At 32.4% G+C, this 26,006-nt stretch carries 20 protein-coding genes; 16 read left to right on the forward strand and 4 right to left on the reverse strand.

The window, feature by feature from the left end; genetic code table 11:
- Entirely contained in the window at positions 1–1,038 is a 1,038-nt protein-coding gene (locus H526_RS28505) for a sensor histidine kinase (protein WP_051336014.1), read from the forward strand.
- Positions 1,035–1,781, forward strand: coding sequence for a LytR/AlgR family response regulator transcription factor (locus tag H526_RS0106420; protein ID WP_027392235.1), 747 nt, complete (start codon positions 1,035–1,037; stop codon positions 1,779–1,781). Before H526_RS28505 ends, H526_RS0106420 begins: the two co-directional genes overlap by 4 nt.
- A gap of 105 nt (positions 1,782–1,886) precedes the next feature.
- On the opposite strand, the gene H526_RS0106425 is transcribed toward H526_RS0106420, so the two are convergent.
- From H526_RS0106425 to H526_RS0106435, 3 genes are all read right to left on the reverse strand, one after another.
- A complete protein-coding gene (locus H526_RS0106425; RefSeq protein ID WP_027392236.1) occupies positions 1,887–2,909 on the reverse strand; it encodes a glycosyltransferase family 4 protein in 1,023 nt (340 codons plus the stop codon).
- A 64-nt stretch (positions 2,910–2,973) separates the two neighbouring features.
- Positions 2,974–3,771, reverse strand: coding sequence for a lipopolysaccharide kinase InaA family protein (locus H526_RS0106430; protein ID WP_027392237.1), 798 nt, complete (start codon positions 3,769–3,771; stop codon positions 2,974–2,976).
- Positions 3,772–3,776: 5 nt separating this feature from the next.
- Complete coding sequence (locus H526_RS0106435; RefSeq protein ID WP_027392238.1) at positions 3,777–4,427, reverse strand: class I SAM-dependent methyltransferase; 651 nt, start codon at positions 4,425–4,427, stop codon at positions 3,777–3,779.
- Positions 4,428–4,637: 210 nt separating this feature from the next.
- Between H526_RS0106435 and H526_RS0106440 the strand changes: the two genes are divergently transcribed.
- The 9 genes from H526_RS0106440 to H526_RS30680 all read left to right on the forward strand — a co-directional run bounded on the left by H526_RS0106440 (position 4,638) and on the right by H526_RS30680 (position 14,824).
- Positions 4,638–5,567, forward strand: a complete 930-nt coding sequence (locus H526_RS0106440; protein ID WP_027392239.1) for a glycosyltransferase family 2 protein — start codon at positions 4,638–4,640, stop codon at positions 5,565–5,567.
- A gap of 1 nt (position 5,568) precedes the next feature.
- Positions 5,569–6,675, forward strand: coding sequence for a glycosyltransferase family 4 protein (locus H526_RS0106445; protein WP_027392240.1), 1,107 nt, complete (start codon positions 5,569–5,571; stop codon positions 6,673–6,675).
- Between the two features lie 107 nt (positions 6,676–6,782).
- Entirely contained in the window at positions 6,783–7,352 is a 570-nt protein-coding gene (locus H526_RS0106450; RefSeq protein WP_027392241.1) for an L-threonylcarbamoyladenylate synthase, read from the forward strand.
- Positions 7,353–7,360: 8 nt separating this feature from the next.
- Complete coding sequence (locus H526_RS0106455) at positions 7,361–8,782, forward strand: CCA tRNA nucleotidyltransferase (protein ID WP_027392242.1); 1,422 nt, start codon at positions 7,361–7,363, stop codon at positions 8,780–8,782.
- 31 nt (positions 8,783–8,813) lie between these two features.
- Positions 8,814–9,842 carry a COX15/CtaA family protein gene (locus H526_RS0106460; RefSeq protein ID WP_027392243.1) on the forward strand — a complete coding sequence of 343 codons (1,029 nt, stop codon included), beginning with the start codon at positions 8,814–8,816 and terminating at the stop codon, positions 9,840–9,842.
- Positions 9,843–9,898: 56 nt separating this feature from the next.
- On the forward strand, positions 9,899–10,408 hold the full coding sequence (locus tag H526_RS0106465) for an IS1096 element passenger TnpR family protein (RefSeq protein ID WP_027392244.1): 510 nt from the start codon (positions 9,899–9,901) through the stop codon (positions 10,406–10,408).
- Positions 10,409–10,420: 12 nt separating this feature from the next.
- Complete coding sequence (locus H526_RS0106470) at positions 10,421–11,479, forward strand: nucleoid-associated protein (RefSeq protein ID WP_027392245.1); 1,059 nt, start codon at positions 10,421–10,423, stop codon at positions 11,477–11,479.
- Positions 11,480–11,744: 265 nt separating this feature from the next.
- A complete protein-coding gene (locus H526_RS30675) occupies positions 11,745–13,379 on the forward strand; it encodes a hypothetical protein (protein ID WP_051336015.1) in 1,635 nt (544 codons plus the stop codon).
- Positions 13,380–13,423: 44 nt separating this feature from the next.
- The gene (locus H526_RS30680) at positions 13,424–14,824 is read left to right on the forward strand and encodes a hypothetical protein (protein WP_051336016.1); all 1,401 of its coding nucleotides are present in this window, start codon (positions 13,424–13,426) and stop codon (positions 14,822–14,824) included.
- 116 nt (positions 14,825–14,940) lie between these two features.
- Here H526_RS30680 and H526_RS0106485 read toward each other — a convergent pair whose 3' ends face one another.
- Positions 14,941–16,008 carry a hypothetical protein gene (locus H526_RS0106485; protein ID WP_027392247.1) on the reverse strand — a complete coding sequence of 356 codons (1,068 nt, stop codon included), beginning with the start codon at positions 16,006–16,008 and terminating at the stop codon, positions 14,941–14,943.
- Positions 16,009–16,148: 140 nt separating this feature from the next.
- On the opposite strand from H526_RS0106485, the gene H526_RS0106490 reads away from it, so the two are divergent.
- The 5 genes from H526_RS0106490 to uvrB all read left to right on the forward strand — a co-directional run bounded on the left by H526_RS0106490 (position 16,149) and on the right by uvrB (position 25,985).
- A complete protein-coding gene (locus tag H526_RS0106490; protein WP_027392248.1) occupies positions 16,149–17,048 on the forward strand; it encodes an ABC transporter ATP-binding protein in 900 nt (299 codons plus the stop codon).
- Between the two features lie 4 nt (positions 17,049–17,052).
- Entirely contained in the window at positions 17,053–17,892 is an 840-nt protein-coding gene (locus H526_RS0106495) for an ABC transporter permease (RefSeq protein ID WP_027392249.1), read from the forward strand.
- Positions 17,893–17,919: 27 nt separating this feature from the next.
- The gene (locus H526_RS0106500; RefSeq protein WP_027392250.1) at positions 17,920–21,339 is read left to right on the forward strand and encodes a T9SS type B sorting domain-containing protein; all 3,420 of its coding nucleotides are present in this window, start codon (positions 17,920–17,922) and stop codon (positions 21,337–21,339) included.
- Between the two features lie 77 nt (positions 21,340–21,416).
- Complete coding sequence (locus H526_RS0106505) at positions 21,417–23,897, forward strand: T9SS type B sorting domain-containing protein (RefSeq protein WP_027392251.1); 2,481 nt, start codon at positions 21,417–21,419, stop codon at positions 23,895–23,897.
- Positions 23,898–23,978: 81 nt separating this feature from the next.
- On the forward strand, positions 23,979–25,985 hold the full coding sequence (gene uvrB, locus H526_RS0106510; RefSeq protein WP_027392252.1) for an excinuclease ABC subunit UvrB: 2,007 nt from the start codon (positions 23,979–23,981) through the stop codon (positions 25,983–25,985).
- Positions 25,986–26,006 lie beyond the last annotated feature (21 nt).

The following is a 26,006-nucleotide window of genomic DNA, read 5'->3' on the forward strand; positions in this document are numbered from 1 at the left end:
TTGAAAACTAACAGGATTTATTTTTATTTATTCATTATTCTTCTGTTTAATGCTTTTCACCTTATTAGTGAAATTTATACTGCTGATCTAAAAGAAGGGCTTTCTGAAACTATTATATTATTACCTGTAAGTTTCATTTATACTTTGTTTATTTTTTGGTCTAGAGTTTATTTAAAAAACAAACTAATTCCAAAAATAATAGATATAGAAAATAGATCTCAGTTCTTAAGTGTTTGGACTACCGTTATTTTAACAAAAACAGTTACACTAACATTTATCTGGCAGACAGTTGCTTATACATTTGAAAATGATAAAGAACTTGAAAGATCTTTTTTTGATTTGGTGTTCTGGCTAGTTTTATTAATCAATTTCGCAGTCATTGCTTTCGTATATTTTATTGAAATTTTCTTAGAATCTCAGCAAGAGAAACAGGACATCAAAATTAAGCTCACGCAATATCAAAATGAAAAATCAGTAGCTCAATACTTGGCCTTAAAAAAACAATTAAATCCTCATTTTCTTTTTAATAGTTTTAATAGTTTATCTGGCTTAATAAGTATTGATACAAAAAAAGCAGAACACTTTTTACAAGAATTATCTAATATTTACCGTTATAACTTAACTCAGAGCGAAGAGGTAGTAGTACCGTTAAAAAAAGAATTAGAACTTATTAATTCATACATGTCATTGCAGAAAATTCGATTTGGAGAAAGTATCATTTTTCAAAATGATATCGAAGAATCTAAACTACACCTTCTACTACCTCCTATGACTTTAGAATTACTTTTTGAAAATGCTATCAAACATAACAGTGTGGACATCAGTAAACCTTTAAAAATAACTATTTCAATTGATAATTTAAGTCTTAAAGTCGTGAATAACTTCCAACCTAAAAATAATGATTATGAAAAATCGCTTGGTATTGGACAAAAGAACTTAGTAAATCAATACAAGATGTTGCATTCCGAGATTCCTGTTTTTAACATACTTAACAACAATTACATAGCCTCTATACCACTTATTCAACCTGAAATATGACCAAAGCTATTATTATAGAAGATGAGAGTATTGCAGCTATTAGATTACAAAATCTAATTCAAGAAGTCAATAACCAAATAATGATTGTTAAGGTTCTGACCTCCATAAATGAATCAATACAGTATTTATCGACAGAGAGTCCTGACTTAATTTTTTTGGACATCAATTTATCCGATGGATATTCTTTCGAAATCTTTAAAATATTAGAAATAAATACTCCAATAATTTTTACCACCGCATACTCAGAATATGCAATTAAAGCATTCGAACAAAATAGTATTGATTATTTATTAAAACCAGTCGCTAAAAACTCATTATCAAGGAGCATCGATAAATTCTTTGGGCTTAATAAAAACAAGTTGCCTGAATACAAAGACTTGTTTCTTCACAACGGAAAAGATTATAAAAAACGATTTTTAGTAAAAATGAACAATAGTTTAAAGACTATCGAAATTGATCAAATTGCATATTTCTATACGGAAGAAAAACTAACTTTCATTCAACTCTGGAATGGTAAAAAGATTCCTATAGATTTTTCTTTAAAAAAATTAGAACAAGAATTAGACCCTTCCAATTATTTTAGGATTAACAGAAAATACATAATTCATCTAAAATGTATTGAAGAAATGTACTATACATCCAAATCTAGAATAAAAGTATCATTAACTCCTATTGCTTCTGAAAGCAACATTTTTGTTGCGATCGAAAAAATAGGGAAGTTTAAAAAATGGCTTTCTCTATAGTTTCTCGCATACGGAATCTATGTACCTATAATACTGATTTTCAAACAGCAACATTGAAGATAACACAAAAACACCCTACACTATAAAATAAAAGACAAGATCAGATCAATTAATAAACAAATCATCTATTTTTTTAGAACAATTCTCCCAAGTATAAGGCAACACGGTTTCTCTAACATCCGTTTTAATTAAAAATGCTTTTTCTATTAAGGTAATTACTTCTTTATAATCGGCATCTACATCAAACAAGAAACCATTTTCTCCTTCTGTAATAAGATCTGGACAAAAACCAGTTCTTGATGCCACGGGAACACAATTAGACATCATTGCTTCTAACACAGGCACAGGACCTCCTTCGATCAAAGATGGAGATACAAAAACATCTATTTTACTATACAAATCTGGATAAGAATCATAAGGTTCTTCTTCAAGGTACTTAAAATTAGGTAAGTCAGATATCTCATTAAACCTATCATATTGTTGCCAATGACGACCAATTAAATAAAACTGTCGATCAGGCATATTTTTCACTAAATCAAGAACTAAGTCTGGGTTTTTTCGATCACTAAATGTTGAACAAAATCCTATACCTCCAGAACCTCTTTCGTGCGAGTAAAAGAAAGAAGAAGAGGTAGCAATATGCATTACTTTAAGAATATCAGGTTTTACACCTAGATCTATCAAATACTTCTTAATTTCAGAATTTAAACAAATAACATAATCCGCTTTATTGAGGCACCAAACTACATGAGTTTTAGAATATTTTTTGGACCAAGTGGGATGTGTGAACATCACTACATTTTTTTTAAACAAAATACTTGGAGTACTCCTTAAGCATCGACAAAAATAGTTTTGGTAAATAAAATAATACGCATCTGCTTTTGGCAAATTCTTTAACTTATTATGATAAAATGTAGTTGCATTTAAAGATGAATATTTAGATAACCGTCTTACTTTAGCTCCAAAAATCCAATCTTTATCCTTTTCTCTAGCGATATAAACTGCTTTGTTTATTATCCTTCTAGATTTATTTTTTCTTAAGACAGAAAATAATATAACAACAATATATTTCCATTTATGAATTAGTGAAAAATATAATTGCTCTTTTAAGTTACTTTTTCCTGACATAACTACTTCTCTTTTTAATCTTCTCTTCACATGAAAAAACAACTAACTTTTCACTAAAAACTAACTAAATAGGACTTTTAGACACTCTTTCTTTGTATTTTTTCTTCCAAAAAAATATTCTCTTTTTAATACGTATTTTACGATAAAAACGATGTTGAAAATCTTTGGTATATCCCCACATAAGATCAAATACCTTTGCCTTATCTTCTCCACTACATTTTGCATATTCATCACTCATAACTTCTATCATAGATTTATGAATAGTTAAACGTGCAAAATTTTTAATACGAGTTTCAAGATTCATGTTACCAAACTCCATGCGATTAAGATCTACTAAATAAAAATCATAACCGTTTTCCTTTCTTTTTATTAAAGTATTTCCAGGAGAATGATCCAAAAAGTTCACTCCATTCTTATGTAAATTATATGTAAACCTAGTAAAAGCTCTTAGTATTTCTTCATGATCAACAATACTAAAATCAGTAGTTAATTCTCTATAGGTAAGATCAGCTTCTACTAATTCACTTATATAAAAACTCTTTTTAAATAGAAAAGAAGTACTCCTTATTTCATAGGCAATTGGAAAAGGAGTCTTAATTTCAAAATCTAATAGTTTATTAGCATATCTATATGATCGCTCCGCCTTTGACTTTCTAAAAAACTTGTAAACAATTTGGTTGACAATATTAGGGATTTTAAAAGATTTGATAGCAAATTTCTTATTCCCTACAGTAACTATCTTTATGACATTTCGTTCAGCATCTCCTAAAATTTCTTTATGATTATCAAAATCAACAATTGCTTTTTCAATAGCCGGAGTCAAATCAGTATGATCTGGATGTACAACCAAGTTTTTTTTCATGGTCATTAGGTGTTTTCGAATTTTGCTACAGTTGCGTATTGAGGATACCTAATATCGAGCTGAGTAAATAACACCGGAATGTTATACAAGTACGGTTTTATAGATCTACTTCGGTTGATGCCTGTATGCACTAAAACCTCATAACCCAGATCTTCATACATTCTCTGAATGCTCTTTTTTGTAAAAAAGCGTAAATGCGTTCTATCCATCACACCAAAATCCTCGTACTTCCAATCTTTCTGAACAAGAACTTTCATAAAGGTATTGTGATATCTAACATTAGGAATAGAACTAATCAACACACCATTTGCCGTTAGTTTATGCTTTATCTTATCTAAAACCTCATAAGGATCTACCAAATGCTCTAATACATCATTAAAATAAATTGCATCAAAATACTTATCTGGCAATTCATCTATATAATCTTCACATTTTCCAGAATAAACTTTATGTAATTTGCTCTTGGCTACCTGAGCTTCTTTGTCCATATATTCTATACCCCAAACCTCTGCGCCTGTTGTATTTTTTAAGACTTCAGCAAAAGCTCCATTTCCACAGCCAACATCAATAATAGTTTTTGGGTTTTCCGGCAAATACTGAATCATTTCGTCTCTAATATTGTCGTAGTAACCACTAGGTTTATTTTCGTAATCCATTTGTTAAGTTATTCTGCAAATATATTTAAAATTAAACGATATAATTTCCATCAAAAAAACCTATTTAAATATTGTTGACATTGGTATTCTCGCAATCAGGTAATATATTATTCGTTAAGAACATTATTAAAACAAAAACTAAACAAATTCCAATTGCTTGTTTTATCGAAATGCAACCTTTACTTTTGATCCTTAAGCGCATAAATTATTATGAAAGATATTTCGATTATACTAATCAATTACAATTCTTCTTCTTTTACTATAGATTGTATTAAGTCAATTATAGAGAAGACATCAAACGACATATCTTATGAATTTATTGTAGTTGATAACGCCTCAGAATTAGATGATTATCTACTACTGGATAAAAAGATTAAAGAATTACAAGTCACAAATCTAAAACTAATCCGAAGTAAGTATAATACTGGTTTTGGAGGAGGAAATATGCACGGAATACAATTTTCTAATGGAAAATATTACGCTTTCGTTAATAACGATACCATCCTACAAAATGATTGCCTAAATATTGTTTTTAATTTTCTAGAAAAAACGGAAGATGCATCAATATGTGCTCCTCAACAGTATAATGAAAAAGGAGAAGTACAAAAATCATTTGATCATTTTCTTTCTTTACGCAGAGAACTATTCGGAAGAAAAGTATTAGAAAAAACTAATCCAACAAAATATCCTAAGAGAAAGAAAATCTATGACGCTTCAGTTAAAGTACAAAGTGTACCTGGATCATTTTTAGTTGTTTCGGCAGATGCTTTTGAAAAAGTTGGAGGTTTTGATACTAATATATTTTTGTATTACGAAGAAACGGATCTTTGCTATAGAATTTCGAAGAACATATCAAATGGTCATTGTTATCTTGTTCCGCAAGGTCGTTACACTCATTTTAAGGGACAAAGTACCCAGAAAAGTATAGCCATTAAAAAGGAATTAAAAATTTCACTATTATATGTTCTTAGAAAAAACTCAGGATACCTAGCTTATCAGGTATTAAGATCTTGGTTAACCTTTAAGTTCTTTTTTAAATCTATTTTTAAACCCAAAAACTTTTCTCTTTTTATACTTTTTCTAAAAGGCGCTTCTTTATCGGAGTCATTAAAATTAAAACAAACAATTGCACGAAAGTAGTATGCATATTTTACATTTATCTGCTGTTAAAAACTGGGGTGGTGGCGAAAACCATATAGAAAACTTATGCTCTGAGCTAGCTTTATCAAATCCTGAAGTAAGGAATACAATTTTTTGTGTAAAAAATGGTGCATTTCATAAAAGATTAAAAAAAACCAACTTAAATTTTATTCCTGCCACTCTATGGCCAAAATTTGATCCTAGATTTTTCATAAAACTAGGTCGAGTATGTAAAAAACAGAAAGTAGACATCATCCATATTCATGATCCTAGTGCCATATTACTAGCGATTTTAGCAGATAAATTTTACAAACTACCTCCTTTTGTTTTTAGTAAAAAAACTTCTTTTCCTATTAAACAACGTAAAAAGACGTTGTACAAGTACAACTACCCTAAAATTAAAAAAGTACTTTGTGTATCCAAAGAAACTCAGAAAATTGCTTCTGCAGGAATCGAAAATCAGGAAAAACTAATTACTATTTACCATGGAACAAATCTAAAAACCAAAAGTACAGAAACACCTTTCTTACTTAGAGAGAAATACAATCTAGCAAGTGACAAAATTATCATAGGAAACATAGCTAATCACATCAGAGCTAAACACTTAGACACCTTAGTTGATATTGTAGATATTATTATTAACAAACAAAAAAGAAAAGAATTCTTCTTTATACAAATAGGTACGTTTACTGACAGAACTGAGGCTTTAAAAGAACGAATCAAAGCATTAAATTTAGAAAACCATATAGAGTTTTTAGGATACACTCCCAATGCATCCAATTTTTTACCACAATTTGATGTAAGCCTTGTCACTTCTCAAAGCGAAGGTGTCCCACAAGTAATCTACGAATCTTTTTATCATAAAACTCCAGTAATAAGTACTGATGTAGGTGGTATTCCAGAAATTGTTGACCAAGATATTAATGGCTTATTAAGTCCTATGCATACTCCTAAAAGCCTTTCTAAACATATCATAGAACTTTCAGAAAACCCTTTAAAACAAAAGAGTTTTGTTGATAAAGGATATGAAAAACTTATTACAAAATTCACAACCGCTAATATGGCACAGCAAACTTTAGAAGTTTATAAAAATATAATACTAGATTAATAAGTATCATCTAACTATAATTATCAACACAGTAAGACCAGAATATCTATAAACGATAATTTTACAGTGCATTGACATAGAAAATATAATTCTAAAATTCAACAAGAATGGAAGATCAAAGAGAAGAAATACAAAAAACAATAGATACTCTTAAAAAAGGAGGACTTATTCTATATCCAACAGATACTGTATGGGGAATTGGATGTGATGCAACCAATGCTGAGGCGGTTGACAAGATATACGCTTTAAAACAAAGAGCAGATAGTAAGTCCATGTTATGTCTAGTTAGTGATTTCAAGATGCTTCAACAATATGTAGAAGAGGTTCCTGAGGTTGCTTATGACATATTAAAATATGCATCTAAAGCGACAACAATAATTTATGACAGACCACTAAGAGTGGCAGAAAATTTAATTGCAGCAGATAATACACTCGGAATTAGAGTCGCTCGTGATCCTTTTTGCGGAAAGTTAATCCGAAAATTCAAAAGACCAATCGTTTCTACTTCTGCTAATATTAGTGGAAAATCCACTCCTCGCAACCTAAAAGAAATAAGTAAAGAGATTTTGGAAGGCGTTGACTATGTTGTAAATTTGCCGTTGAAAAATAAAGATGCTAAACCTTCTTCAATTATAAAAATAGGTGGTGATAGCACAGTGAAAATTATCAGGAAGTAAATTGATTCATGTCGGAAGAGAAAAATTATAAAAAAGCATTACAACATTCTGTTTTTAATACTATTACCAAAGCAGCAGCTAATCTTCAATTAGAAAGCTACGTTATCGGTGGTTTTGTTAGAGATCATATTTTGCAAAGAGGAACCGCAAAAGATATCGATATTGTAGCTGTAGGTAGCGGAATTGAATTGGCAAAAGAAGTTTCTAAATTACTTCCGGGAAATCCAAAAATTCAAATCTTTAAGACCTACGGAACGGCTATGTTAAAAGCTAATGACATAGAGGTCGAGTTTGTAGGTGCCAGAAAAGAATCTTATCGAGAAAATAGTAGAAACCCAATTGTCGAAAATGGGACATTACAAGATGACCAAAACCGAAGAGATTTCACTATTAATGCCTTAGCACTAAGCCTTTCTGAAGATACATTTGGAGATATTTTAGATCCTTTTAATGGACTAGAAGATCTAAAGTCTAAAATTATTCGTACACCATTAGATCCAGATATAACCTACTCTGATGATCCTCTTAGAATGATGAGAGCAATTCGTTTTGCTACGCAACTCAATTTCAAGATTGAACCAACATCATTAGAAGCGATAACGAAAAATAAAGACCGAATTAAAATCATCACCAAAGAACGCATTGTTGATGAGCTTAATAAAATATTACTTAGCGAAAAACCTTCAGTAGGTTTTCTTTTACTAGAACAGACAGGATTACTACCATACATTTTGCCTGAATTAATGGCTCTAAAAGGCATTGATGAAGTAGAAGGACAAAAACATAAGGATAACTTCTATCACACCTTAGAAGTTGTAGATAATATATCCGAAAACACAGATGATCTTTGGCTTCGTTGGGCAGCGTTATTACATGATATAGGAAAAGCTCCTACAAAAAGATTTAATAAAAAAGTAGGATGGACATTTCATGGTCACGAATTTGTAGGTTCTAAAATGGTATTTAAACTATTTAAGCGCCTAAAGATGCCTTTGAATGACAAAATGAAGTTTGTTCAGAAAATGGTATTAATGAGTTCTCGCCCGATTGTTATTGCCTCAGATGTAACAGATTCTGCAGTAAGAAGATTGGTATTCGATGCTGGTGATTATATAGACGAATTAATGACGCTTTGCGAAGCTGATATTACTACCAAAAACCCTAAACGCTTTAAAAAATACCACAACAATTTTAAAATTGTACGTCAGAAAATGGTCGAGGTAGAAGAGCGAGATCATGTTCGTAATTTTCAGCCCCCAGTAAGCGGAGAAGAAATTATGAAAACGTTTAACATTAAACCTTCTCGCGAAATTGGAATTATAAAGGAAGCCATTAAAGAAGCTATTTTGGAGGGAGAAATACCAAATGAACATGAAGCTGCTTATCAATTTATGATTAATAAAGGAGAAGAACTAGGGTTAAAAAAATAACTAAGACACTCATAATCTTTAGTATAAACATATGAAAAAATATTTCAGGCCACTTGTCATTACATCGGTTGTACTTATATATTTAATCATAATTGCTGGAGCAGTTGTTAGAATGACAGGATCCGGAATGGGATGTCCAGATTGGCCTAAATGCTTTGGGTATTATATTCCCCCTACAGATGAAGCTCAGATCCAATGGAAAGCTAATTATGAATATGAAAAAGGGTTTATAGTCATATTGGATAAAGAATTAAGAATCGCAACTAGAGACTTCTCATCTGCTTCCACATACAATCCTGATAATTGGGAACCCTACACCAAACATGATTATGCTAAGTTTAATGTATGGCATACTTGGATTGAATATATCAACAGACTTGTTACAGTACTTTCTGGAATTCCAATTTTATTGATGTTTATCCTATCGTTACGATTTTGGAAAGAAAATCGTAAAATACCCATATATGCGTGTATTACAATTATTGCAATGGCCTTTCAGGCTTGGTTAGGGAAAATTGTAGTCGATTCTAATTTACTACCACTTAGAATTACTGTCCATATGTTGGTTGCTTTCATTATTCTAGCAATATTGTTATATGTATTATTCTTAACAAGAGAAAAAATCACATCCATTAAGTTCGGAACTACATTTAAAAACATATTACTTTTTTCTACTATACTTACACTAATACAAGTGGCGTTAGGAACTCAGGTAAGACAATATGTTGATGAACAAATTAAAATTGTTGGAGAGCATACAAAATCCGAATGGTTAAGCCCTCCTACTTTCACCTTCTATATACACAGATCATTTTCCATATTGATTGTTTTAATAAATACTTGGCTTCTTTGGTATAACAAAAAAATGCAATTAGGAATATCTAAATTAAATTGGGTTATAGGATTAATCGGTTTAGAAGCATTAACAGGAATATTAATGTATTATTTTGATTTCCCTTTTCTATCACAACCCTTGCACTTGGTTATATCATCCTTATTATTTGGTGTACAGTTTTATATCATATTAGAGGTGTTTAAAAATAAAGTTATTGAAGCTTAAAATTTTAAAATAGTCACGAACAAGTTTGTATCTTTGCCAATCCAAATTAATCAAGAATGATTTACCGTTTCAGAATTATCCTGGATACAGAAGAAGATGTATTTAGAGATATCGAAATCGAACAAGATGCTACTTTAGAGCAGTTCCATAATGTCATCAACCAATCTTTTGGTTTTGATGGTATGGAAATGGCATCTTTTTACACCAGTGATGAGCAATGGAATCAAGGAGAAGAGATATCTCTTTTTGACATGAGTGATGGCAATCAGCCAGTAAGATTAATGAATGAAACAACACTTAATGATGTAGTTCATGAAGCTTCTCCAAGATTGATCTACATATATGATTTTTTAAGCATGTGGACGTTTTTAGTAGAGCTTGCCGAAATTGCAGAATATGAAAATGGACGAGAGTACCCGAATGTTATGTTCGTTCACGGACAAATTCCTGACAATGCTCCCGATAAAGAATTTAAAGCTGATGATTTAGACCAAAATAGTGATGATGAAGGTTTCTTAGACCTTGATGATTATGATGAATTAGGATTTGACGAACATTGGAATTAAAACTAAAAGAATATGATCAACTTATATAGCACCCAGATTGAATCTCTTTCGATTCATAAAATAGGAAACAAAAGTAGAAACGAGAACATATTTCTTTCTGATGCTCCGTATGCACTTAATGATGAATTAACTGCGCTATTAAAGGAGTATTTCTTTAAGCCTTTTAGAGAAAAAGAAGAGAATTATTTTCAGTTTGTTAATGAAGTTGATGTGGAGTTTAATCCGCTATATAAGATAGTGACCGAAATTTTTAACAATCCAGCATCAGCACACGAAAAATCCAAAAGAATTGCTTCTTTATTATACGAGCAATCGCAACACCCACATATCAAAAGTGGTGAAGTATATGTTGTTTATCTAGATAATCTTACCATAGATAATGAAAAAACTTCTGCTGTTGGAATTTTTAAATCAGAATTAAAATATGATTTCCTTCAATTTGAAGAAAAAGGAACTAACATAGCATTGTTACACCAACAAGGAGTTAACCTTAATAAACTTGATAAAGGTTGCCTTATTTTCAATCATAAAAAAGAAGAAGGATATAAAATTCTTTCTGTAGACTCTAACCGTTATGATACTAAATATTGGTTAGAGCATTTTCTTGGAGTAGAAGCATTTGCCGATGAAAACTTCTACACAAAAAAATACATGAAGTTCTGTCAGGATTTTGCAAAGGACGTAGTATTACCAGCAGAAGACAAAAAAGAAGAAGTGATGTTTATGAACCGAGCTGTAAATCACTTTGCTAAAAATGACACCTTCGAAGAATCCGCTTTCCTTAATGAAGTTATAGATAATCCAGATCTTATCCCAGAATTTAAACACTACAAAACAGAAAAAGCTCCAAAATATCATATCGAAGATCTTACTGAGTTCCCAATTGCCAATACTGCAGTTTCTGCAGCAAGAAAAAAGATTAAAAACACTATTAATTTAGATACTAACATCCAAATTAAAATGGATTTTATCAATCCAGAATCTGCAGAAAAATTTGTAGAAAAAGGTTGGGATGAAGAAAAACAGATGTACTATTACCTGGTATATTTTAATAAAGAACAGAAAGATTAAAAATGTCCGAAGCTTGAGAAGCTTGAAGTCAGAGGTTGTAAAGTAGTCTATTAATCTTCCGACAACTCGACTCCTATCATCTGACTTCCGACATTAAGATCTCAGCTTTATCTTATCGTAAAACCATAGATTTCTCTTGAATTCGCCCATTTATTTCAAAAAAAACTTCATTTTCTAAGGTAACATTTAGTTCTCTCAAGACACGTATATAAAAGCATTATAAAGTTTACGGAAGTTATAGCAATACAAATAATTTAAAGAAATCATGAAAAAAATTGTTTTTTTAACACTTTCCTTCTTGTTGATATCATTACACAGTATATCACAAACAGAGACCTCTAACAATGAAAAAATAAACCTACAATCACCTAGTTCTGTAAGTTTATTCCAAAGCAATTCTTCTAATGGAGTTTGGGCAACAGGGACTATAACGGCAGATCGCTTTGGTATTTTTGAAGATGCAACCAGTACAAAAGAAAGGTTAACGATTCTTCCTGGAGGTAATATAGGTATTGGAACTACAAATCCAGCAAACATTTTGAACATTGAAAAGAATCAAAATGGTTCTACTCTTCTAGAAATTAATAACAATAATAGTGGTAATTCCGCAAGACGTGGAATCATAATAGGAGAAGGAACACCAGGGAAATCAGTTTATCTATTATCTACTTCCTCTAATTACAACCAAGTAAATACTTGGGCCAATGCTGGTGTTTTAGGAACTGACAGCCAATTATCAAACGGTTTAATTATGAGATCTGCTTCAGGCAAAATAAGATTTCAACCAAATGGCATAAGTGACAAAATAGTCTTTGACGAGAATGGTAATGTAGGTATTGGAGCTACAAGTCCTTCTGGTAAACTAGAAGTTTTAAAAAATGCAGATTTATCAAATGATATAAGTTTACCAAATAGTGCTTTAGTTTTAAGAGCTGATAATAATGGTAATGATGCAAGTCTTAGGTTTGGAGTAGATAACACTAATCTAAAAGCTGTAATTCAAACACAACAAACTACAACTGCTGCAAAATTTGATTTACTTCTTAATCCGTTTGGAGGCAAGATAGGTATTGGAACTACAAATCCAACTCAAAAACTACAAGTAGATGCTAAGGATAGTGCAATACAAATTCAATTAAACAGAACAGGATCTAATACTGGTACAGTTGATTTTGGAGTTGATAATAATGGTCTTCATTATTGGGTAGGAGGTTATGATGGTTTTGGAAAAGAAGAATTCTTAATTGGAACAAATGGTAACATCGGTATTGGAACAACTACTCCCCAAGAAAAACTTGAAGTAAAAGGTAAAATGTTTTTGAACTCTGGGCTAAATGACGATGGAATATATTGGGCTAGGCATAATATGACAATGGGAACAATACCTGGAAGTTATAATCATAATGTTTTTATGCTTAAACCTGGTGGTTCATCAAATGGTTTTTTATATTCTAAATTTGAAATGTATACCGCAAATTCTGAAACAGATAAAACAAAAAAAGTACAAATTCACTCTTATGGAACTTCTTTTTTTAATGGAGGCAATGTCGGTATCGGGACAAACACACCGGATGCCAAACTAGCTGTAAATGGCAATATCCATACTCAAGAAGTAAAAGTAGATTTAGTGGGATGGCCAGATTACGTATTCGAAGATGATTACAACCTTCCTACTCTGCAGCAAGTAGAAAATCATATCACAGAAAAAGGACATTTAGAAAACATTCCTTCTGCAGCAGAAGTATCAGAAAATGGTATCGAATTAGGGGAAATGAACAAAAAACTTCTTCAAAAAATAGAAGAGTTAACACTTTATATGATTGAGCAGGATAAAGTTAATCAACAACAACAAAAACAGATGAAAGAACTAAAAAATGCAATTGAAGAACTAAAAAAATAATCATCCAAAGTTTTTAGAACTATTACATTTTAAAATTACAAACAATGAAAGAAATCATGAAAAAGACATTATTAATAATAGCAATCGCACTTTTTTTTGTTGAAGGAAAATCTCAAAATATAGATTTAAATAACTCTTCGGATTATATTAGAGTTCAAAAAACTGGAGAAACAGGTTTTTCTAGAGCTTTTGGCCTAAATGGAGCAAATCAACTGTATATAGGAAGTGTTGAAAAAACTATAGGTAATATGTATTTTTTCAATAAAGGAACTGGTCATTTAATGACTCTTAATCCTTCTGGTAATCTAGGTGTCGGAACTACTAACCCCGGAGCTAAACTAGATATATTATCTAATACAGGGCAAACAGAAAGTTTAATGCGATTTAAAATATCGGATGCTCCTTCTGATTATTTACAAATAGCAAATTCTACCGGATCTGCAAATCAATTTATTCCATTAATCAAAGGATATCATCAGACAGATAACAGGTATTCTCTTGCAATTATGGGATCTACCTCTGATGCAATGGATAATGGATCCAATGCATTGATAAATTTTAATGCAAGGAGATTAAATAGTGCGGTTCAGAACAGACCTTTATTTGCGTGGACCAATTATGATCAAAAAATGATGACAATGTCAGCTAATGGTAATCTAGGTATTGGAACAACTAACCCATTATCAAAACTAACAGTTGTAGGACACGTTAATATAGGTGGAGAAGAAAATTACCGTCTAAGAACAAGACATGTCGATGGTAAAGATTATCAAAGTAGAGCAATTAGTGATTTATATCTTAACTACAATACTGGTAAACACGTAAGAGTAGGATTTGGAGGTCAAGATTCAAATTTATATGTAAGTGGTAATACAGGTGTCGGAACCGCAAATCCTTCAGCAAAACTACACGTAGTAGGAGTAATTAAAACATCAAATACTGATGGCAGATACGTAAATCTTTTTACCTCTGGAGATGGAAATAGTTACATAAATATTGCAGGTGGATCGACTACTTCTCGATTTGGTTTTCAAGTTGACGGAAGCAGTAAAATGTCTATAATGAAAAATGGAAATGTCGGTATTGGAACCGCAGACACTAAAGGTTACAAATTAGGTGTCAAAGGAAAAATAGCGGCAGAAGAAGTTAAGGTAGCTTTGCACTCAAATTGGCCAGATTATGTATTCAAAGATAGTTACAACCTACCTACTCTGCAGCAAGTAGAAAATCATATCGCAGAAAAAGGGCATTTAGAAAACATTCCTTCTGCAGCAGAAGTAGGAGAAAATGGTATCCAATTAGGAGAAATGAACGCCAAACTACTTCAAAAAATAGAAGAGTTAACACTCTATATGATTGAGCAGAATAAAAAGACCGATAACCTCATCAAAGAAGTAAAAGCTTTAAAACAAAAAAATGCTGAACTTGAGAAAAAAATGAAATAATTGTTCGAGGCCAGAAGTCGGGTGTCAGAGGTAGTCTACTATTTTAATTCTGACTTCTGACTTCTGACTTCTGACTTCTGACTTCTGACATCGGTCCTCCGACTTCCGACTCCCAATTATCCTTCCAACAATCGTTTCATATTTACATTTTCATAATTACGCTTCACGAAATCCAACGCTGTTTTTAAAACTTCTCCCATCGACTTACTTCGCCTAAATTTTAAGTCTAGTGTAAAATTATATAAATGCTCTCTTAATTCTTTTAAGTTTTTTTCTGTAGAAATAGTGTCTTCGCACATACATTTCACAAGGGTTTCATAACGGGATCTAGAATTCAATATTCGCTTTGCAAGAATAGAACGTTCTTCTTTTTTATACTGCTCTATAGAACTAGGCTGAAGCTTATTCATCACAATATCTACCATATCAAAATTCTCCTTAAAAAATTGTGGTTGATATACTTTTAACTTCCCTTCGAAACATTGTTGATCAAAATCTATAGCCCTTATTTTATATTCTACATGATCAAAATCATGGATAGGGATAATAACATAATTATATGATCTCATATCTCCTAATAAACGCATCTGGCAACGTTCATTAAACTTCACAAACTCTTTTGCTATTTGGGATTTAGCCTGATCACTTAAATCCGGTAGAAAATCTTTAATAAATACATCTCCAGGAATACCTGCAATATGCTCTTCTATAAGTGTATTTTTATATACTAAAAAGTTAATTCTATTGGGCGAAAACATATGCTCTAGTTCCAATCCGTAGATACGAGAAGCATCTGCTTTCTTAACATAAATATACGTATAGTTATCATTCAGTATATTCCGAACTCGAACTCTAAAAGGCTTTGAATTTCCAAAGGTGCAATAGTCAATTGCATCGATATTAAGAAACTCTATAGCATCTTCATTTCCATCAGAATGTAATATCGTATATACTTTTTTTAAACTAGATTCAATCTCTGGCCGCTCATGCTCTTCATAATATACACGAACCCACAATGTATCTTCATCATTACTATCATAAACAACTATGGAGCCTGAAAACCTCAACAAATCATCGTAAAATACTGGAATCTTTATTTTACGATTACATTCTTTTAAATACCTATCCAAACTATCATTAATTGGATAGGTAGGTTTCTTTTTAGACATTAACTTTTCTTCCATATTCAGCTGCTTTCGGATAGCAATTTACGAAAGAAAAGGTTTCGAAATACAATATTCAATTACTAACAAACCACAACTTTATTGTAACAAAACTTAATACCGGTCGTCTAGTTTAATATAACCACCAAAAATAATCACAATTGGAAACCATTCTAACTTTAAAGAATCTTACCAAAAGATTCGGACCAATAACAGCCGTCAATGATCTTTCCTTTACAATTAAAAAAGGAAACGTATATGGTATTTTAGGACCTAACGGAAGCGGTAAATCAACTACTTTAGGAATTGTTCTTAATGTTGTCAATAGAACTTCTGGAGATTTTACCTGGTTCGACGGATCGTCGTCCACCCATGAGGCACTAAAAAAAGTAGGAGCAATTATTGAGCGTCCTAATTTTTACCCCTATATGACTGCTGCTCAAAACTTAAAGTTAGTATGTCAAATAAAAGAAGTAGCGGCTGATAAAATTGATGAAAAACTAGAACTTGTTGGTCTTTTAGATAGAAAAGACAGTAAGTTCAGAACTTTTTCTTTAGGTATGAAACAACGATTAGCAATTGCTTCTGCATTGCTAAATGATCCAGAGATCCTTATTCTGGATGAGCCTACAAATGGATTAGATCCACAAGGGATTCATCAAATCAGAGAAATTATTAAAGTAATTGCATCTCAAGGCACTACAATTCTTTTAGCATCTCACCTCTTAGATGAAGTAGAAAAAGTATGTAGTCACGTGGTTATTATTAGAAAAGGAGTGAAATTATATTCTGGACCGGTTGATGAAATGAATGCAAGTCATGGTTTCTTTGAATTAAACAGTAATCAAAATAGCATCTTAAAGAAGTGGTTATCTGAACAAAGTACTTTTGGTAATATTAAAGAAGAGGACGGCAAACTGATCGCTTTTTTAAATAGTGAATTAGATGCCGAAAGTCTTAACAAACAGCTATATGACGCTGGTATTACTCTGACACATCTTGTAAAGCGTAAAGAAAGTCTAGAAGAACAGTTCTTACAATTAACCAACAACTTAAACTAAAGCCATGTTACGATTACTCAATATAGAATTTCAGAAATTACGATATAATAAGTCTGCGAAAGTACTGACTATAACTTATTTTGTATTAATACTCCTTATTTCTCTTATAGCATCTTATGAATTTAGTTTTGGAGGAGTGAATTTTCGTTTAGCGGATCAAGGGATCTTTAATTTTCCATATATATGGCATTTTAATGCTTGGATTGCTGCTTGGTTAAAGCTTTTCTTAGCCATAGTTATTGTATCTATTATGGCGAATGAATACTCTAATAGGACATTAAAACAAAACCTAATAGATGGCTTAAGCAAAAAAGAATTTCTTGCTTCTAAGTTTCTTACCGTTGTTGTTTTTTCATTAATATCTACCATTTTTTTATTCTTAGTATCTCTAATTCTAGGATTGATATTTTCTGATTACAATGAGATTTCAATTATATTTTCGGATTTAGAATTTATTTTTGCTTATTTCATAAAATTAGTTGGTTTCTTTTCTTTTTGTATGTTTTTAGGAATACTTATCAAACGTTCAGCTTTTGCTCTTGGTTTTCTTATTTTTTGGCAGCTAATTGAAGGCGCTTTTAGATTATTTTCTGGTTTAATTAAATGGAAATTTGATTCTGATATCATAGATAAAATTATACCTTTTTTACCTTTAGATAGTATGTCTAATCTTATTAACGAACCAATAACTAGATTAAATTTTATACAATCTGCAGCTAATCAACTAGGAGAAAACTTTCAAAGAGACTATGCTGTACACTGGTATGAGATACTAATTGTGTTAATCTGGACTGTAATATTTGTTAGACTTTCGTATTATCTTCTTAAAAAGAGAGATTTATAATATCTTTGGGTTTTTGGAACTCAACTCATGAAACACATATCGTTCATCTTTTTCCTTTTATTAGGAGCTTCAGTATTTTCGCAAGGAGAAGCTAATAACTGGTATTTTGGACAAAATGCGGGAGTCAACTTTAGTACTACACCTCCTACTCCACTTACAGATGGTAGGATAAGTACTTTAGAAGGATGTACAACAATATCTGATGCTACTGGAAATCTTCTTTTTTATACAGATGGTTCGACTATTTATACGCAGAATCATAGTATCATGTTAAATGGAGAAGATCTAAGAGGAGATACTTCGAGTACCTCATCTGCATTGATTGTCCCTCAGCCAAACACTCCTAATATTTATATTGTTTTTACTGTAGATGAGCCTCATCATTTTAATGCAGATGGAGATTCCAACACCAATGATGGAGATGGAGTAAATGATGGACTATTATATTCGGTAGTAGATATGTCGTTAGATGGAGGAAATGGGGCTGTAATTTCTGGTCAAAAAAATCTTCCGCTAATAACGTATGATACTTCTGATTCTTTAGAAAGCTTATACAGATGTTCAGAAAAAATAACAGCGGTAAAAAGTGACGATTGTGATTCTTTTTGGGTAATTACTCATTTTATTGATACCTATTATGCATTTAGTGTTGATCAAACAGGTGTTAACACTACTCCCGTTACATCACAGGTTGGAGTTACTGTTCCTATTTCTGGATACCGTCGTAATGCATTAGGTTACCTAAAAGCCTCTCCGGAAGGTGATAAATTAGCTGTAGTTCATTTTGGATTGACTACTGTAACTGGAGGTGATGGGCCTGGCAAAGTATTGTTTTATGATTTTGATAATAGTACAGGAATTGTAAGTAATGAGATAGAATTATATGATGGTGATGCACCTTACGGTATTGAATTTTCACAAAGTGGTCAACGTTTATATACTACAGTTGGTATTGGAGACGGAGGATTTGGCAATGGTTTTCTTATGCAATTCGATCTTACATTACCCGACAACCAAATCGCCGCTAGTGGCACTCGAATTTTAAATGAGAATGGACAAGACAATTCTAATTTTAGTGCGGGAGCATTGCAATTAGGACCGGACGGTAGAATCTACAGAGCTTTATATGATTTTGATTCTGGAACTGGAAATTATCTTGGAGTTATAGAAAACCCCGAAGAATTAGCAACAAATATCAACTATAGTGATAGAGGGTTATTAGTTAACACGGATGGAAGAAGAGGATCCAGAATAGGACTTCCTCCTTTTATCCAATCTATTTTTGCCCAGTCAATTGATATCATAAATAATGGTGACGTAAATAATGTAAACCTTTTACTTTGTGAAGGAGACACATTTAGACTTGAATATCAAGATATCTCTACAGCCACATATACTTGGTATATCAATGATGTAGCAGTCACAAACACTCCTTATTTTCTAGACATTACAACCACTGGGAATTATAGATTAGAAGTTGATCTAAATGATGGAAGTTGCCCTTTAATTGGTGTTGCTAATGTGACATTTTTTGAAGTTCCTACCATTCAAAATACACCAATGAATGAAATCATCTGTGATGATAATAATGACGGAATAACAAGTTTAGATCTCTCTATTTATGATTCCTCTATTCTCGGAATGCAAGATCCTAGTCAGTTTCAAGTTCGTTATTTTAGATCGATTGCCGATGCTGATGCTGATATAAATGAGATATCTGGAAATTTCGTAACAGAAAACAACCCACAAACTATTGCCATTAGAATTGAGAATATAGAAAATATAGTCTGTTATAATACATCTAGTTTTCAGGTACAGATTTTTGATGGACCCACAGCTTTTAATACTAGTCCAATAGTTGCTTGTGATAATGCAGATGATGGAGATGACACCAATGGAATGATTACATATGATCTAACCACAATCAATTCTGACATTTATGGCAGTCAAAATGTTTCTGATTACAACCTTAGTTATCACGCTACATTAATTGATGCCGAGAATAATACGAATCCATTTCCAGATCCAACAAGTGTGATATTATCTAACACGATGACCTCTATATTTGCCAGACTTGAAAACATCTTGAACACAGCTTGTTTTGATACTACAGAAATTCCTGTAACCGTTAATATATTGCCCGTTGCCAATAATTCTTCTCTATCACAATGTGATGAATATCTGAACACAAATGACGGAATAACATCATTCAATTTAAATCAAGCAATAAATCAAATTACTGGTGGATCAACAGATCGTACAGTATTATTTTTTGAAGATATGGTATCTGCCGAAACTGGATCCCCTGTTATTTCAAATACAAATACTTTTATAAATACAATTACTAATCAACAACTATTCGTAAGAGTAATAGATGATATTACGGGATGTTTTAGAACAACTACCTTAGATTTACTAGTAAGTACTACATCCGCGAGTGATGCTGTTTTAGCAGTTTGCGATGATGACGGCATAGAAGATGGTTTTAGAGAATTTGATCTTACACAAGCAAACCCTCAAGTCTTGCTCGGAATAGCAAGTCCCAATCTTTCTGTTTCATATTATGAAACTAATGAAAATGCGCTAAGTGAAACTAATGAAATTGTATTTTATACCAATACAACTCCAGGAACTCAAGGACAAGACATTGTTTACGCCAGAGTAGAAGACAATCAAAATCAGTGTTATGGTATTAATGAAGTGCAATTATTTGTAAATCCTCTGCCAGATATTGAAGAATTAGCTGAAGCTTTTTTATGTGAAGGCACTAATGTTACTATTAACTCAGGATTACAATCCGGAAACTCAAGTAATTTCGATTATTTATGGTCTCCAAATGGCGAGACTACAGAAAGTATCAATGTATCTCAAGAAGGAACATATACTGTTTCAGTTACGAATCGAATCACTGGATGTTCTAAAGATAGAATGGTAACTGTTACAAATTCTTCTCCAGCGACTATTATACAACCTATTGAAATTAATGATGCATCGGACAACAATACAGTAACGATAAATGTTTCAGGATCTGGAGACTACGAATATGCAATTGCTTTTAACGATGCTAACATCCGAACGTATCAAGATAGCCCAATCTTTACAGATGTTCCTCCAGGATTCCACACGGTATATGTTAGGGACAAAAATGGTTGCGGACCAGAAGCCTCTCAAGCTATTTCTGTAGTTGGTTTTCCCAAATATTTCACACCAAATGGAGATGGTTTTCACGAAACTTGGAACGTAAAGGGAATATCTGCTCAAGTACTTGGAAACTCTATCATTTATATTTTTGATAGAAGTGGGAAATTATTAAAACAATTAGTTCCATCTGGAAATGGTTGGGATGGAACATATAGCGGCTCGTTAATGCCCTCTAGCGAGTATTGGTTTCGTGTAGAATTAAGTGATGGAAGAATTCGGAAAGGAAGTTTCTCTTTGATAAGATAATACATCTACAAGCCTTTTCTTCTTCTATAAAGCTATGGTATATTATTAGTATATTCGTGGCCTAACAGAGATTGTAGATGGTAAAAAAATTACACTTCACTTTATTACTTTTTATATTATGCTTTAATGGATATGCACAAAACGAGCCTACGGATTGTATAAATAGCATTATTGTTTGTGGAAATACAAATTTAGAGCTTAATTCTAACGGAGTTGGTACTAATGATTTTGCTTTACCCGGCAATTTCCCTCCAGATTGCGCATTTGTGGAAAGTCAAAGCTTGTGGATTAAAGTGAATATAGTCCAGTCCGGAACGTTAGCCTTTACCATAACACCAGAATCTAGTAGTGCTGCTGAAGATTATGATTTTGCTGTTTACGGCCCCAATGTCACCTGTAATGCACTCGGTACTTCTATTAGATGCTCATCTACTAATCCTCCAGCGGCTGGAGTATCTACTTTAACAGGACTTAATGACACTGAAACAGAAACTAGTGAGGGACCTGGTAGTGAAGGAAATGGATTTGTAAGATCTATAGATGCTCTTGCAGGAGAAGAATATTACATATTAATCGATAACTATTCGCAAAATGGTGGTTTTGATTTAGAATTTACAGGAACAGCACTTCTGCCTGATAGCCCTCAAAATGATTCTGGTACTTCTACTAGTTTAGACCTTACAGAATGTGATATCGTTACAGATCCTAATGACGGAATGACAAATTTTGATTTAGAAAGTAATACTGCAGCAATTCTTGGAACTCAAATAAATACCATTATTACGTATCACGCTTCTGAAGAAGATGCCAGCCTAGGAAATGGGGCATTAACAAGTCCTTATCTCAGTACACAAAACAATCAAACCATTTATGTAAGAATAGAAAATACAATCACAGAATGCTTTGTAGTAGACACCTTTCTTTTAATAACAGATCCTGGTCCCCCTATAGCTATTCCTACTCCATTTATAGTATGTGATACTAATGATGATGGTAATGACACAAATGGATTTGTTTCTTTCTTATTAAGTAATAAGGATTCAGAAATTCTTAATGGATTAAATCCAACGGATTATACATTAACCTATCATCTATCTCAATCTGACGCTGATGCAGGAACAAATATTATTGATAAAACAACGCCTTATATTAACATTTCTAATCCACAAACACTTTTTGTTAGAGTTCAAGAAAATACTTCCTTACTTTGTTTAAGTACCACTAGTTTTGAGTTACAAGTTGATCCACTTCCTGTTGCAAATGCTTCTACACTTACACAATGTGATGAATATAATAATCCAACCGATGGTATTACTCTATTTAATCTCAATCAATCAATTGATCAAATCACTAATGGCAACCCTAATCGAACAGTTACATTTTTTGAAGACCTAACAGCAGCTAATATGGGAGCACCCTCAATTACGAATACAGATGCTTATCAGAATTCAACAACAAATCAACAACTATTTGTTCGAGTTACTGATGACACCAATAACTGTTTTAGAATTGTTACTTTAGATCTTCAGGTAAGTATCACTACTGCCAATAATGCTTCTATAGCTGCATGTGACGATGATGGTATTGAAGATGGTTTTACAGAATTCGATTTAACACTTGCCAATGCTCAAGTACTTTTTGGAATCAATAACCCTAATTTATCAGTTGTCTACTATCAAAATATTGATGACGCTTTAAGCGAAACTAATCTCATAACCTCATATACTAACACTACCACAGGAACCCAAGGAACGGATATTGTTTATGCTCGTATAGAAGACAATCTAAACCAATGTTATGGTATTAATCAAGTAGCACTTTTTGTAAACCCTTTACCTGATATTGAGGAATCAGCAGAAGCTTTTTTGTGTGAAGGTAGTAATGTAACTATCAATTCAGGGTTACAATCTGGAACCTCTAATAATTTTGATTATTTATGGTCTCCAAATGGTGAGACTACAGAAAGTATCAGGGTATCTCAAGCGGGAACATATACAGTATCGATTACCAATCAAATCACCGGATGTTCTAAGGATAGAATAGTTTCAGTTACAAGTTCTTCTCCAGCGACTATTATACAACCTATTGAAATTAATGATGCTTTGGATAACAACACGGTAGCTATTAATGTTTTAGGATCGGGAGACTACGAATATGCGATTGCTTTTAATGATGCTAATATCCGAACGTATCAAGATAGTCCAATCTTTACAGATGTCCCTCCAGGATTCCATACAGTATACGTAAGAGACAAAAATGGTTGCGGACCAGAAGCCTCTCAAGCTATTTCCGTAGTTGGTTTTCCTAAATATTTTACTCCAAATGGAGATGGTTTCCATGAAACTTGGAACGTGGGCGGAATTTCATCGCAGGTTTTAGGTAATTCGATTATTTATATTTTTGATCGAAGTGGCAAGTTGTTAAAACAGCTAGTCCCATCTGGAAATGGCTGGGACGGAACTTATGGAGGAACACTTATGCCATCAAGTGAATATTGGTATAGGGTAGAACTTAGTGATGGAAGAGTACGAAAAGGCAGTTTTTCATTAATACGATAAACTTTCCCTAAAACTTCGATTCATCATAAAAAATCATAGTAGTATTCTTTATCTTTATTCAGAAAAGACAGTCTATATATAATGAAGTTCGAACTCAAGTCAGATTTTAAACCAACAGGAGATCAACCTGGAGCTATAAAGCAGCTTGTTAATGCCTTAGAAGCAGGAGAAAGATACCAAACATTACTAGGAGTAACAGGTTCTGGTAAAACATTTACAGCGGCTAACGTTATTTCTGAAGTACAACGCCCAACATTGGTATTAGCACATAACAAAACATTAGCAGCTCAATTATATTCTGAGTTTAAACAGTTTTTTCCAGAAAATGCTATAGAGTATTTTGTTTCTTATTATGATTATTATCAACCAGAAGCATATATCCCAACAACAGGTACTTATATCGAAAAAGATTTATCAATTAATGATGAAATTGAAAAGTTAAGATTAAGTGCTACTTCTTCCCTGCTTTCTGGGCGAAGAGATGTACTAGTAGTTGCTTCAGTTTCTTGCTTATATGGTATTGGAAATCCTGTTGAATTTCAAAAGAATGTAATCTCTATACAACAAGGACAATTTGTATCAAGAACTGCCTTGTTACATAAACTAGTTCAAAGTTTATACTCCAGAACTGAAGGAGAATTTCATCACGGTAATTTTAGAATTAAAGGAGATACAGTAGATATTTATCCAAGTTATGCTGATGATGCATTTAGAGTTCATTTTTTTGGTGATGAAATAGAAGAAATAGAAGCTTTTGATGTACAAACTAATGAAATTATAGAAAAATATGATCGCCTAAATATATATCCTGCTAATATGTTTGTTACCTCTCCTGATATATTACACGGAGCAATCGATCAAATCGCATTAGATCTGGGTAAACAAGTAGAATATTTTAAAGAGATTGGAAAGTTTCTTGAAGCTAAAAGACTAGAAGAACGCACTAATTTTGATTTAGAAATGATCAAAGAATTAGGATATTGTTCAGGAATCGAAAACTATTCTCGCTACCTGGATGGTAGAGAGCCTGGAACCAGACCATTCTGTTTATTAGATTATTTTCCAGATGATTATTTAATGATCGTAGACGAAAGTCATGTAACGATACCACAAACACACGCGATGTATGGAGGAGATCGGTCAAGAAAAGAAAATCTTGTAGAATATGGTTTTAGATTACCAGCTGCGATGGATAATCGTCCTTTAAAATTTGAGGAGTTTGAAGCTCTTCAGAACCAAATAATTTATATCAGTGCAACACCGGCAGATTATGAATTACAAAAAAGTGAAGGTACATATGTAGAACAAATTATTCGTCCGACAGGATTATTAGATCCAATTATAGAAGTACGTCCAAGCCTTAATCAAATTGATGATTTAATTGAAGAAATGCATAAGCGTATTGAAAAAGACGAACGTATATTGGTTACTACTCTTACCAAAAGAATGGCCGAAGAGTTAACAAAGTATCTTACCAGAATTGATATTCGTTGTAGATATATCCATAGTGATGTAGATACATTAGAACGGGTAGAAATCATGCAGGATTTACGAAAAGGGCTGTTTGATGTATTGATTGGGGTTAACCTACTTCGTGAGGGATTAGATCTTCCCGAAGTATCCTTAGTTGCTATTTTAGATGCTGATAAAGAAGGCTTTCTACGTAATAATAGATCGCTAACGCAAACCATAGGGAGAGCTGCTAGAAATGTCAACGGATTAGCTATCATGTATGCGGACAAAATTACAAAAAGTATGCAAGACACTATTGATCAAACTAATTATCGTCGAGAAAAGCAAATTGCTTATAACACCAAACACGGTATTACTCCTAAAGCAATAAAAAAATCACTGGATAATGCACTTGCTGGTAAAAAAGTAGAACCGTATCAATTCGAGACTGCTCCATCATTGCAAGCAGCAGAAGAAGAAACTGCTTATTTCACAAAAGAACAGTTAGAAGCTCGAATTCGTAATGTGCGTAAAGAAATGGAAAAAGCGGCAAAAGAACTAGATTTTATGACTGCTGCAAGATTACGAGATGAAATAAAGATGTTACAAGCTAAAATTCAGGATCAAAAAGTATAATGCATTAGACAATATTCTTAA

Origin of the sequence: Aquimarina latercula DSM 2041, assembly GCF_000430645.1 — a bacterium.
GTDB lineage: Bacteria > Bacteroidota > Bacteroidia > Flavobacteriales > Flavobacteriaceae > Aquimarina > Aquimarina latercula.